This window comes from Mucilaginibacter sp. OK098, assembly GCF_900142915.1.
GTDB lineage: Bacteria > Bacteroidota > Bacteroidia > Sphingobacteriales > Sphingobacteriaceae > Mucilaginibacter.
Genome location: NZ_FRCM01000004.1, coordinates 1 through 12565, shown reverse-complemented (window position 1 = coordinate 12565; position 12565 = coordinate 1). Strand labels below are relative to the sequence as shown.

The 12565-nt window shown below is 41.5% G+C and carries 10 protein-coding genes; 4 read left to right on the top strand and 6 right to left on the bottom strand.

From position 1 onward, the window contains the following. Window positions 1-12: 12 nt before the first annotated feature. Both BUE31_RS13455 and BUE31_RS13450 read right to left on the bottom strand, forming a co-directional pair. A complete protein-coding gene (locus BUE31_RS13455) occupies window positions 13-993 on the bottom strand; it encodes a family 43 glycosylhydrolase (RefSeq protein ID WP_073404931.1) in 981 nt (326 codons plus the stop codon). 278 nt (window positions 994-1271) lie between these two features. Continuing rightward, window positions 1272-2345, bottom strand: coding sequence for a glycoside hydrolase family 76 protein (locus BUE31_RS13450; protein ID WP_073404344.1), 1074 nt, complete (start codon window positions 2343-2345; stop codon window positions 1272-1274). 143 nt (window positions 2346-2488) lie between these two features. On the opposite strand from BUE31_RS13450, the gene cysC reads away from it, so the two are divergent. Beyond that, on the top strand, window positions 2489-3016 hold the full coding sequence (gene cysC, locus BUE31_RS13445) for an adenylyl-sulfate kinase (protein ID WP_073404342.1): 528 nt from the start codon (window positions 2489-2491) through the stop codon (window positions 3014-3016). Between the two features lie 6 nt (window positions 3017-3022). Here the strand turns inward: cysC and BUE31_RS13440 are convergent, their stop codons facing one another. The 4 genes from BUE31_RS13440 to BUE31_RS13425 all read right to left on the bottom strand — a co-directional run bounded on the left by BUE31_RS13440 (window position 3023) and on the right by BUE31_RS13425 (window position 6232). Further along, the gene (locus BUE31_RS13440; protein WP_073404930.1) at window positions 3023-4021 is read right to left on the bottom strand and encodes a phytanoyl-CoA dioxygenase family protein; all 999 of its coding nucleotides are present in this window, start codon (window positions 4019-4021) and stop codon (window positions 3023-3025) included. 25 nt (window positions 4022-4046) lie between these two features. Then, on the bottom strand, window positions 4047-5048 hold the full coding sequence (locus tag BUE31_RS13435; RefSeq protein WP_143167122.1) for a sulfotransferase family protein: 1002 nt from the start codon (window positions 5046-5048) through the stop codon (window positions 4047-4049). After that, on the bottom strand, window positions 5014-5676 hold the full coding sequence (locus BUE31_RS13430; protein ID WP_234997814.1) for an aspartyl/asparaginyl beta-hydroxylase domain-containing protein: 663 nt from the start codon (window positions 5674-5676) through the stop codon (window positions 5014-5016). The genes BUE31_RS13435 and BUE31_RS13430 overlap by 35 nt, the downstream gene beginning before the upstream one ends. Window positions 5677-5737: 61 nt before the next feature. Continuing rightward, complete coding sequence (locus tag BUE31_RS13425) at window positions 5738-6232, bottom strand: hypothetical protein (RefSeq protein WP_073404336.1); 495 nt, start codon at window positions 6230-6232, stop codon at window positions 5738-5740. A 432-nt stretch (window positions 6233-6664) separates the two neighbouring features. Here BUE31_RS13425 and BUE31_RS13420 point away from each other — a divergent pair, with 432 nt between their 5' ends. The 3 genes from BUE31_RS13420 to BUE31_RS13410 all read left to right on the top strand — a co-directional run. Beyond that, window positions 6665-7204, top strand: a complete 540-nt coding sequence (locus tag BUE31_RS13420) for a phage tail protein (protein ID WP_200801924.1) — start codon at window positions 6665-6667, stop codon at window positions 7202-7204. A 31-nt stretch (window positions 7205-7235) separates the two neighbouring features. Further along, window positions 7236-8165, top strand: a complete 930-nt coding sequence (locus BUE31_RS13415; RefSeq protein ID WP_073404332.1) for a methionyl-tRNA formyltransferase — start codon at window positions 7236-7238, stop codon at window positions 8163-8165. Window positions 8166-8241: 76 nt separating this feature from the next. After that, window positions 8242-12565 (top strand): beta strand repeat-containing protein (locus tag BUE31_RS13410; RefSeq protein WP_143167121.1); only part of this gene is annotated, 4324 nt, incomplete at its 3' end.

Genomic DNA, 12565 nt, shown 5'->3' with positions numbered 1-12565 from the left:
AATACTGTTAACTCAATTATTTGAATATTTAAATTCGCCGGTTTTTACATCAATTGTAAACGGTTTTGGTGATGGTAACCATAATTTGCCTTCACCAATTTCAACCGGGATCCATAAATAACGGGAGTCCCATTGCGATTTTGGCCGCCATTGATCGCCCATATAAATAACAGTGGTTGATTTTGAACCAATTACTTTTATCAACATGGTTGATTGTGATCCGTAGGTCTTGGTTTCGGGAGGGGCAATGTCTTTAAATTCAGTCCACGGGCCCTCTAACGATTTTGAGGTAGCGTATTTATTTGGATTCGGGTTCCAGCCCGTTAAGGCAGAGCCGATGGCATAATACAAACCCTTATAGTGAACAATAGCGCCACCTTCAAGTGGTTCTTTTACCAGGCTCATTTCTTTTTCTATTGATAAATAATCTCCCGATAGCTTTGCAATATGAAACCCCAGCGCACGATCTTCAAAAACAAGATAAGCAGTGCCATCGTCATCAATAAACTGGCCGATATCCCTGCTTTCATGATCAAGCGGACGAAAGCTTTTTACAAATTTAAAGTCACCATCAGGCTTGTCACTAATGGCAATCCCTATCCTTGCATATTTATAATTGCGGGTATCCAGGTGAAAATACATTACATATTTTTTGGTGGGCTTGTTGTAATACACTTTAGGGCGTTCCAAGATCCACCTGTACCCCAGGTTTTCCGGATCCTGCATTTTTACAACATCTCCCATAAATTTCCAGTTCATCAGATCAGGTGAGGAGTAGCAGCTTACATAACGATAATTTGTATCCAGGCCTTTTCTCCGTTCTTCGCCGTACCAGTAATAGGTATTTTTTATTTTGATGATGCCGCCGCCATGAGCCTGGATATGGTCGCCGTTATTGTCGGGCCAAACAGCCCCCGGATCAATGTTTTTATTTTGCGCAAATAGGGTTATGCTGATAAAAACTGCCGCTAATGTTATAAAATATCTCTTCATTTTAAATAAGTTATTCATTTCATTATTTTAAGGTAAGTTCGACATAAGCAAACTACCACCTCAACCCAAACCCTCCTCCAGCCGAGTGCAGCAGTAGCGTTATGTGAGCGCGCAAGTTTGTGTATCCACGGACTGTAAGCGTTCCATTTTTGCACACGGAACACCCGGAACGCTATGGAATATGTTGATTATCAAATATTTAGATATTTATTAAAGATTAAATAGATGTAAGTATCTTATAACCAGGATGTTCCACTAATCTTTATACCGAACTCACGTTATTTTATACCTTTCACCTCCTGTAACCGGGCGTAAATCTCTATCATAGCTGCCTGGTCAATAAGGGCTTTAGCAGGTTTGGGGCCTAACATATTATTGTTGTCACGTTCGGTATTCCATATGTTGTCGGCATCTGTTTCAAAAAAATTGATCCAATCCTTGTTTTTATCAACCCTAAACAATTCAATGTATCCGCGCAGCAGCACTGCATTAAACCAGTAATTGCCGGGTAAGCGGCCATTTTTAAAAAAGTGTTCCCTGCCTGCTTTAGCTATCCGCTGCGCTTCGGCTAAATATTTGTTATCCTGAGTAAACTGGTATAACAATACATTTGATTGCAGCATGGTGCCTGTATTATAGGTATAAGTTGCTTTGCCGATTTTTAAAGTGGGGATCTTAATATTATCATAATAAACACCATCGGGTGCCTGTAAATATTTGTTAACCCAATTATATATACCCAATGCAGTTTTAAAGTATTGCTGCTGTTTGGTTAGCTTGTATAATTGCAGGGCTACCAATATACCCGGCCCGTTTGAGCAAGTATTTTTTGTGTTTTTATCGCCTTCTTTCCAATACAGGCCGCCGCCCGATGCGGTATCTAATCCGCCCATCATAAACCGGTAGATCATTTCTGAATTTTCAAGATACTTCTTTTTATGCGTGCGGTTATAAGCATCAAGGTAAGCTATGGCAACCCATTGGTTATCATCATAAAAACGCGAGCTTAATTTTTCTTTTAAAGGATAATCCTGGTAGGCGGGGTAGGGCGGCTTGTCACTATAATACTGGTCAATTGCCTTAACTACCGGCTGCATATAATCAGTGCGGGGCAGTAAAGCTTCCATTTCATTGGTAGCCTGGATCAGTGCGCACAATGGCCAGAGCCAGGAGTGAGGGTTCTCGTTTTTAGCGCTATCCGCTGTTTCAAAATAAAGCCCGTTCTTTTTATCAGTAAGCTTGCTGCTGATGCCTGTGTACAGATATTTTATCCGCGTTTTGTAATCGGGTAGTTGTGCCTTAGCTATAACACAGCAGCATATGCCAAGAAGAAGTAAAATCGATTTTTTCATAAGTAATTGGTAAGGCTAATTTACGATTATTAATAATTAAATGTAATTGTGACAGCAATATTACCTTAACTACTCATTACTGTTAAAGTATAATAACCAGAGGCGCGGTGTTTTTTAATTGCGTTGATTCATTATTTTTGGTGATGCTAATTATTCAGCTTACCGGCTTATCCGGTTCGGGCAAAACAACACTTTCAGATTATGTAAAACAGGCGCTTGAAGATCAAAGTCTTAGAGTGGAGATAATTGATGGCGATACTTACCGGAAAACGCTTTGCAGGGATCTCGGGTTTTCAAAAGAGGACCGGAGCGAAAATATCCGCCGTTTAGGGAAGGCTGCATATTCATTTACAGGCAGCATTGATGTTGTAATAATTGCCGCTATTAACCCTTTTGAACAAATCCGCAACGAGCTGAAATTAAACTATGGTATTAAAACGGTTTGGATAAACTGCGATATTGATGTATTAATTAAAAGGGATACCAAAGGACTTTACAGGCGTGCCCTGCTTCCGGAAGATCACCCTGATAAACTAAATAATTTAACCGGGATAAATGACAGCTATGATTTGCCGCTTGATCATGACCTGGTGATAAATACCCATACAGAAACGGCAGAACAATCAGGTAATTTGCTTCGCGATTTTATTTTGCGGAATATAAGTTGTTAACGGTTCCTATTGATCAATCCCCGCCGGATCGTAAGTGAAGTATTGAACAAATCGTGGCTTTGAAGATGTGTTTGGGCTACTGCCATGAGGTAATGCCTGGTGCCAAACAATAAAATCGCCGGCATTTGCAGCAATGGGGATGCAGCCCAACGCATGTAAGTCCTCTTTATAAGGATTTGCACCGGGGGGAAGACTCCCGATCCAGCTTTCAAGCCTGTGCTGAAAACCGGGCACAAGGCTGAATGCACCCTGGTTTTCTTCGGTATCGGCAAGGTAAAGAATTCCCTGTAGCCCAAAAGGCATGGGGAAATTTAGTTCCGTATCCCAGTGAAGACGTGGCCCGGGGAATTTCCAGTTCTCTGTTTCGGGCGGATTAAAGCCAACCCTGTCTGCACTTACCCATAGATCTGTGCGGTTCCACAACTGCTCAAAAGCGGCGCGGACTTTCTCCGAACTCCTGTTTTTTTCAAGGATGGGGTGCTGGAAAAGCTGCACCATTATACCCTGTCTTGCCGGATGCGGGTTGTACCATGTATCCGGGTCATCCCTGTTAATTTGAATATGGTTGCAAATTACTTCTATTGTTTCCTCGCAATCTTCCTTTGGTACGGCATTCTTTAATATCAAATAGCCATTTCGTTCCCAAAAATCAAGCTGCTCATCATCCAAAACTTTTGCTATAGCAACTTGTTCAATGTTGTTTTTATTTACGATAGCATTGTTAAAACGAATAATGCTTTCGGGCGATGGCTTGCCGTTGGTTTCAATTATCCATTGTTCAAATTGTTCAAAAGCAGGGGCATCATGGTATAAGTATTTTACAGTTTGCTCAAGCCCCAATCCAAGTGTAAAAAGCAATGTTTTATCCAACTGAAACTCCTGTTCATATTCGCCCGATTTAAGCTGACCATTTCTTTTTAATATGCATTTATGCCAGTATCTTTTTAAATGCATTATCTGCAGTTGTCCAACTTCTTCAACAGGCGGCAATAATATATCAGGCATAAAACGGATATGTTTAGGTTGTAAATTAAATTTTTTTTCGTTTTTCGTCAAGCAGGTAATAAAGTTGCATGGTTTTATCCAGGCACTCCGGGATATTAATTGGGGAAGTCTCCGAAAAAACCTCACGTGGCTTTTTGGAATTATAATGGCTTCTTTTCTCCATAGCTAATAAAACATCATCACTAACAGGCGTATTAGTAAAAGTAGCTATCTTTTGCATAATAGGCATTGGCCCTTCATTATAATTAACAAGTAAAAAGCGACTGTCGGTTTTTATAATTTGAAGGTATTTATCCAGATATTTTTCAAGCACCGCTGCAAGATATTCATCATGATTGTATTGCGCTTCCTCGCCATCTGCAAATCCAAAAACACCAGGCTCAATTAAGCCGGGTACCGACTGCATACCTGGTAGTTTTTTATGCGAATTAAATACTTCATTAGGGTTTCTGTACATCAAAACAAAAGGAACTGTTGGATACAGCCGCCGTAATTGTTCGTAAAAAAATATGTGCCAGCTGTCTGCCTTAATGTACAAACGTTTTTCGGCATGTGATTTTTTTTGCCCGTAATATTTTATCGCTTTTTTTAAAAGGTCGGAGGTTACATCCGCAGTAAAGCCAGGATACTGATATGGCAGGCGAAGCAGGTCGTCAAAAAAACGCACTTCGGGCATTACAATATGTTCGTTTGATGTAGTTAACAATTGCGAAACAAGTGTTGAGCCGCAGCGTGAAATATGAAAAATAATTGCAGCCGGTTCAACATCCGGTAAATTATCCGTCCATTCATCAAAAAGCTGTAAATCGCTAATAGATTCTATAGCACCGTTTTTGCCTCTTAAGGTTCTATACTTTAAAATCGTTTCATCAAAAAAAGGTTCAGAAAATGGCTTGCTAAAAGTATCAAGCCAGTAGCATTGCATTTGTCCATCAATATTTACAAGTTTGTACGGGATCCAGTTCTTAAGCGGAAAGTTATCCATATAATTATTAAAATGATCCGGCATTGTTAGTTTTTGCGTCATTCAGCTGCTTTTCAAGCTCGTCTGCAAGCCTGTTGGTTCCCTCTTCATTTTTTCTTCTTAATGCATAAATAATCATTGAAGTATCATATCCCGGATCATCTTCTCTGGATGAACTCTCATCTGACAGTGTTATCATTTCACTTAGCCAGTTATTTACTTCGCAATCAATTATTAAATGGATCCTGTCTGTGCTTCCTTCATTACTTACGCGGTGCATTAAATTGGCATTCATATACCAGCAGTCGCCTTCCTTAAAGGGTACTCTGTCATCTTCGATATAAAACTTTACATCGGGGTTGGTTATAACTGTAAAATGTAAACGGGCTTCGCCTTTTTCAAAAGCAAGCTCATTATCCCTGTGGGGTTTAATTATAGCTCCAGCCTGTAAATTTAAAAAGCGTACAGATTTTATCGGGCATTTAAGCGTATTTACCAGTTCAATTACTGACGGAAAGGAAGGCATTAGCTCCGTATCCATATAAACAGCATCAGTTATTAGTTCGGGAATAATATTTTTGCTTTGCCCGCCGGGAGAACGAAGTGCAAGACCCGCCCATGATCCTTCATAATAATATTTATTAAAGTGCGCCTTCCATCCATCTTTAAATGAGGATAGCTCAGTTTGCATTTTCTCTATATTAAAAGGTAGCTTCAGCTTTGCGAAACGGATCATGTATATTATAGTATAATTAGTTTTCTCTTAACCAGCAAATCATGTGCGGAAAAGGCTTTATATTAAGTTCTTTTGCTTTCCTGGCATCATAAGTCATTCCTGTCCATTGCAGCATGGGAACGCCCATTTCGCCACCACCGGTAAAAGTTTCTGCAAGGTTTTTACTCCAGCCCTTATAACCATGCGGGTGAAATACTATAAGCGGATCAATATTAAGATGTACACAGGCTGCGTACGACCATGCTATGGCCATTAGCTCGCCGCCCTGGTTCAAATCATTGTTCTCTAAATTATCGCTCATGGTTTCGCGGATCATGGGTGGCATAGTTGCCAGGTGTCCGGCTTCGTGAAGTATATCACCGGGATATAACAGCTTCTCATTATCAATAATAATGGTTCCCTGGTTTAATCTAATACCAGGTAAAAAAGTGGCATTATCGATAGGCTCAAGTTTATAACTCAAACCTGTTTCCTGAATGAATGAAAGAATCTTAGCCAATATAGCCAACATATAAATGTGATTAGGTGTGCTAAAATTAAAGGTTTATTTAATAAAAACAATTATCATTAATTTAGTTTTGGTTCAGTGTAATAAACAAGGGGTTATAATTACGAATAATATTTGCTTCTTAATTTTTTTGTTTATAAATTTAGCCAATTAAACAACGTACCTGAACTTTTTGACTAATGAATAGAAACCAAAACCTTCTAGAACTTACTAAAATTTTACTCCCTGAAATTTAATTAAGGAATAAATCGGCAATAAATATATTTATTGCCCTCTATCCCTGTTTGTGTTTTTATGTGTTTTTACTTTTTATGCTATTTATTAATATAAAAGCATCAGAAAGTATCATATATAACAATTTTAAGCGGCAAATTAAATACCAATTACAACATAAATAACTTAAACAATTAACTAATCACATTAAAATTAAAAATTATGGAGCCTATTTTAGGATCAATCTCGCTTTTTGCTGGAAATTTTGCGCCTCGCGGATGGGCATTGTGCAATGGTCAGCTTCTGCCTATTTCTCAATACGCCGCTTTGTTTTCAATTCTCGGAACCACTTATGGCGGTAACGGTACAACCACCTTTGCTTTACCTAACTTTCAGGGTATTATGCCTATGCATTGGGGAACAGGCCCAGGGTTAACCCCACGTGTTATTGGTGAATTCGCCGGAACTGAAAATGTTACCCTGCTTACCTCTGAGATGCCAGCGCATAACCACTTGGTTAATGCAAGTACAACAACTGCAACCCAAGGCACGCCAACTAATGGTATTTTGGCACTTTCGATTGATAACGATGCGGGTGGTAATCCTTTAAATTTTATTCCACCTGCAGGAAATGCTAATACAACTTTGGCCCCTGAGGCTATTGGATTGACAGGGAATTCGCTGCCGCATAATAATATGCCACCATTTTTGGCTGTGACATTTATTATTGCTATGGAAGGTGTATTCCCTTCAAGGAACTAATGAGTAAAGGGGCTTTTTCGAATAATTGCTGATGATAATAGGTATTGTATCAAATTCAGCAAAATTGTATATACCCCTGCTTTCATATTTATATAACTATAAAAATAAAGCAGGGGTTATATTATATGTTGGAAGATCAACAGACCCCGAAAATAACCCGGGAGAAACAACACGGTTTTGTAATGCAGCGGGCATTGCATTAACTTTTGAGAATAGTAAAGATGATTTGTATAGTTGGCAGCAAATAAACCAGCCGGATATTATTTTTTTTTCAGGGTATGGTAATATAATAAAAACAGATTTGCTGAATGATGTTAGACATGGCATCTTTAATATACATTTCGGATTGTTGCCCCAGTTCAGAGGGCCTTCACCGGTTTTCTGGCAACTAAAAAAGGGACTTAAAGAAATTGGGTTAGTCATCCATAAAATGACGAACGAATTGGATAGCGGCCCGGTTGCGTGGCAATATAAAATACCTAACCAGCCATATATTAATTATGATATGGCATATCAGTTATTCGGCGAGTTGCAAGTAAAAGGAGTTATAGAAATGCTGGATACAATAAATGCAGGGAAAAAGCTGCCAGGATCTGCGCAGGATGAGAGCAACGCTGTTTACTATGACAAGCCGATACTTAAAGATGTAATGATCAATTGGAGTGAGATGGAAGGTGAGGAAATTGTTGATCTGATTAAAGCATGTAACTCCTGGAATATGGGAGCAATTACAGCAATTGGCGGGATGGAGCTGAAGATTTTGGATGCTTTTATCACAACCGAAAATAATTTAGATAAAGCACCCGGAACCATTATACGAGCAGATAATGATTTTACAGTAGCGTGTAAGGGAAACAAAATACTTTTTATTAATTTTTTTAAAATTAATAATTCACTTGTTCCGGCAAGATTTGCCGCGAATTATGGATTTAGAACAGGCCAATGTTTTTTAAATGCTTAAATGTGCTTACCTGTTCAGCTAAATGGAATATAAACACAGAATATATAGATGTTATTTTTATTTAATAAGATAAACCATGAATAAACTTTTACGTTTTACCAGATTTTACATTTTGCTTTTTGTGATGGTGGCGGGATTTTCCCTGTCGTCAAAAGCACAATCAGGGGCAAATATTGATTGGTCCTGTTTTACTGCTTCCACTTCAATAGCTTCCGGTACAAATGATGTAACTCATGCATTTACAAGTGCTGACTGTTCGCAGGCTACTGGTTTTTCTGCAGAAATTGTAGGAACTGGCGCATTGGACATCCGTTCAACAATTTCGCCGCAACCTTATTTAAGGCTGCAAAAAACCGGGACAGGGCCAACGCTTTCTTATGCGAGATTATTTAGCACTTCAGGCGGGACTTTTAAGTTAACAGGGATCTCAGTTGCCCCTACTTCTGTAGGTGTTAGTGCCGGTGGAAGTCAGTCAATTACAGTGCATGCTTACAAAGCCGGTTCTGAAATAGGTTCAGTTACAACGGCTGTTTTAAGCGCCACCACACCAATAGCTGTAACATTAACCAGTAGTTTTGATAATATTGATGAAATAAGATTTACATCTTCAAGTGCAACAGCATTTGGTATTGGTGTTGATAATGTTACAACAGCCACGGCTACTACAATAAGTTCGCTTAACCGTGTATCGGGTACCTATAGCAATGCCTCGTCAGTTTCATTTAATGCAATCTTTGGGTCAGCGGTTACAGGAGTAACCGCCAGCAATTTTTCATTAACCACCACGGGAGTTTCCAGTGCAGGTATTGGCACCCCAACCTCTTCCGACAACATAACATGGACGGTGCCTGTAACTACTGGAACAGGCAGTGGAACCATTCAATTAAACCTCGCAAATGCAACGGGTTTATCACAGGGAATAAGCACAGCATTGCCTTTTGCCGGGCAAAGCTATACCATTGATAAAACAGCGCCAACAATAAGTATAGGAAGCCCATCAGTAAGTACAATTGCTACCGGCTCAGGTTCAGTAACCTATACGGTAACTTATGCCGATGCTAATTTTAATTCAAGTACGCTTGCTACAGGAAATATTACTTTAAATTCAAGCGGGGGGGCAAGCGGCAGTTTAGCGGTTTCGGGTAGCGGCCTTACACGTACGGTTACTATTTCAAGTATAACCGGAAGCGGTACCCTGGGTATTAGCATAGCGGCAGGAACTGCTACAGACTTAGCAGGTAATTCAGCACCTGCAGCAGGGCCGTCAACAACTTTTGCAGTAACGCTGCCCCCTGAAACTATTACCTTTACTGCATTGCCTGCTAAAACATACGGAGATGCTGATTTTTCACCGGGAGCAACAAGCACTAACGGTGCTGTAACAATTACATATGCCAGTGATAATACAGCCGTAGCTACTATAGTAAGTGGCAATATTCACATTGTTGGGCAGGGTACAGCGCACATCACAGCCTCGCAGGCTGGTGATGCAACACATACAGCAGCGACGGATGTTATTCAGTTATTAACCGTAAATAAAGCTGCCTTAACTATCACAGCAAATAATCAGACTAAAGTTTACGGAGCTGCATTGCCAACTTTAACTGCCAGTTACAGCGGTTTTGTAAACAGCGAAACCTCAGCTATTTTAACCACACAGCCAACATTAAGCACAACAGCTACTGCAGCTTCACACGTTGCAGGAAGTCCGTATACTATAACAGCAAGCGGGGCGGCGGCAGCTAATTACACTATTAGCAACGTAGCGGGCTCACTAACTGTAACCACTGCTCCTTTAACTGTAACTGCAAATAACCAGTCTAAAGCTTATGGAGCTGCGTTGCCAACCTTAACCGCCAGCTTCACCGGCTTTGTGAATGGCGATACGGGTGGTAGTTTAACCACACAGCCAACATTAACAACAACCGCTACTGCGGCATCACATGTTGCAGGAAGTCCGTTTTCTATAACTGCAAGCGGAGCTGTTGATGCAGATTATACCATTAGTTATGTTGCTGGTTCACTAACTGTGGGCACAGCACCGCTAACCATCACGGCAAATAACCAGACTAAAGTTTATGGTGCTGCCTTACCAACATTAACTGCCAGCTATACCGGTCTTGTTAATGGCGATACAGGTGGTAGTTTAACCACACAACCTACATTAACCACTACTGCTACCGCTGCATCAACTGTTGCGGGAAACCCATATTCAATAACCGCAAGCGGAGCAGTTGATGCTGATTATACCATCAGCTATGTAGCCGGTTCACTAACTGTGGGCACAGCACCGCTAACCATCACAGCGAATAACCAGACTAAAGCTTATGGAGCTGCACTGCCAACCTTAACCGCAAGTTTCACCGGATTTGTAAATGGTGACACAGGCGGCAGCTTAACCACACAGCCAACATTAAGTACTACGGCCACTGCAGCATCACATGTTGCAGGAAGCCCGTATACTATAACAGCAAGCGGAGCAGTTGATCCGAACTATAGCATCAGCTATGTGGCCGGCACGCTAACCGTTGGTACTGCACCTTTAACCATCACGGCAAATAACCAGACTAAAGTTTATGGTGCTGCCTTACCAACGTTAACCGCCAGCTATACAGGTTTTGTTAATGGCGATACAGGTGGTAGTTTAACCACACAACCTACATTAACCACAACAGCTACAGCTGCATCAACCGTTGCGGGAAACCCATATTCAATAACAGCAAGCGGAGCCGTTGATGCAGATTATACCATCAGCTATGTAGCCGGTTCACTAACTGTGGGTACGGCACCGCTAACCATCACGGCAAATAACCAGACTAAAGCTTACGGGGCAGCGTTGCCAACACTAACTGCAAGTTTTACCGGATTTGTAAATGGTGATACAGGCGGCAGCTTAACCACACAGCCAACACTAACTACAACCGCTACTGCGGCATCACATGTTGCTGGAAATCCGTTTTCTATAACAGCAAGTGGAGCAGTTGATCCGAACTATAGCATCAGCTATGTGGCCGGTACATTAACCGTTGGTACCGCACCTTTAACTATCACAGCAGATAATCAGACTAAAGTTTATGGTGCTGCCTTACCAACATTAACTGCCAGCTATACCGGTCTTGTTAATGGTGATACCAATAGTAGCTTAACCACTCAACCTACATTAACTACTACGGCTACCGCTGCATCAACGGTAGCGGGGAATCCATATACTATAACAGCAAGCGGAGCCGTTGATGCAGATTATACCATCAGCTATGTAGCCGGTTCGTTAACCGTGGGTACGGCTCCTTTAACTATCACAGCAGACAATCAGACTAAAGCTTATGGCGATGCACTGCCAACCTTAACGGCAAGCTTCACCGGATTTGTAAATGGCGATACAGGCGGTAGCTTGACCACTCAACCAACATTAACTACAACGGCTACAGCAGCATCACATGTTTCAGGCAATCCATTTTCTATAACTGCAAGCGGAGCTGTTGATCCGAATTATACCATCAGCTATGTGGCCGGTACGCTAACCATTGGCGCAGCACCTTTAACTATTACAGCTGACAACCAGACTAAGGTTTATGGCGATCCAATTCCGACTTTGACGGCAAGTTTCACCGGATTGGTAAACGGTGATACCGGAGCGAGCCTGACCACACAGCCAACACTTAGCACCACAGCTACAGCTGCATCACCTGTAGGGCCATATACCATAACAGCAAGCGGTGCGGTTGATGCAGATTATAACATTGGCTATATAGCAGGAACGCTGACTATCACAGGAACCACAGATGCGACCTTATCGGCGCTGAGCACGAGTGCAGGAGCGTTCAGTCCGGTGTTTAACCCTGCAACGACAACTGGCTACACCGTTACGGTACCTTATCCAACGGCTACAACAACAGTAACAGCATCGATAACAGACGTGAATGCCACGATCCAGGTGCAGGTAAACGGAGGTGGATATTCTGCATTAAGCAGCGGGAGCGCCTCAGGCGCGCTGGCATTAAATTCGGGTAGTAACCCAATAGATGTGCAGGTAACCGCTCAGGACGGCAGCACCATAAAGACATATACAATAACGGTAATCCGTACAGCACCGTCAAGCAATGTTCAGTTAACCTACCTTACGCTCAACCCGCAAACAGCGCTGGTACCGGTATCAGGTGCGGATTATAAGGATTATATAGCGACAGTAGGCAATACGGTTAGCTCACTAACGGTAACTCCAACAAGCCCTGATGCGACCAATACGATAACTGTAAACAATGTAGTGGTAGCCTCTGGTAGCGCCTCCGGCTCGATTTCATTAAATGTAGGAGATAACACGATTGTGGCAGTAGCGACGGCCCAGGATGGAGTAACTAAGCGGACCTACAGTATGAAGATAACCCGTTTGGGGCCGGCCT

What these genes read in the sequence shown, in the direction of transcription:
- BUE31_RS13455 (WP_073404931.1), bottom strand. Translation starts at nt 993, where the DNA reads ATGAAGAGATATTTTATAACATTAGCGGCAGTTTTTATCAGCATAACC.
- BUE31_RS13450 (WP_073404344.1), bottom strand. Translation starts at nt 2,345, where the DNA reads ATGAAAAAATCGATTTTACTTCTTCTTGGCATATGCTGCTGTGTTATA.
- cysC (WP_073404342.1), top strand. Translation starts at nt 2,489, where the DNA reads ATGCTAATTATTCAGCTTACCGGCTTATCCGGTTCGGGCAAAACAACA.
- BUE31_RS13440 (WP_073404930.1), bottom strand. Translation starts at nt 4,021, where the DNA reads ATGCCTGATATATTATTGCCGCCTGTTGAAGAAGTTGGACAACTGCAG.
- BUE31_RS13435 (WP_143167122.1), bottom strand. Translation starts at nt 5,048, where the DNA reads ATGACGCAAAAACTAACAATGCCGGATCATTTTAATAATTATATGGAT.
- BUE31_RS13430 (WP_234997814.1), bottom strand. Translation starts at nt 5,676, where the DNA reads ATGCAAACTGAGCTATCCTCATTTAAAGATGGATGGAAGGCGCACTTT.
- BUE31_RS13425 (WP_073404336.1), bottom strand. Translation starts at nt 6,232, where the DNA reads ATGTTGGCTATATTGGCTAAGATTCTTTCATTCATTCAGGAAACAGGT.
- BUE31_RS13420 (WP_200801924.1), top strand. Translation starts at nt 6,665, where the DNA reads ATGGAGCCTATTTTAGGATCAATCTCGCTTTTTGCTGGAAATTTTGCG.
- BUE31_RS13415 (WP_073404332.1), top strand. Translation starts at nt 7,236, where the DNA reads ATGATAATAGGTATTGTATCAAATTCAGCAAAATTGTATATACCCCTG.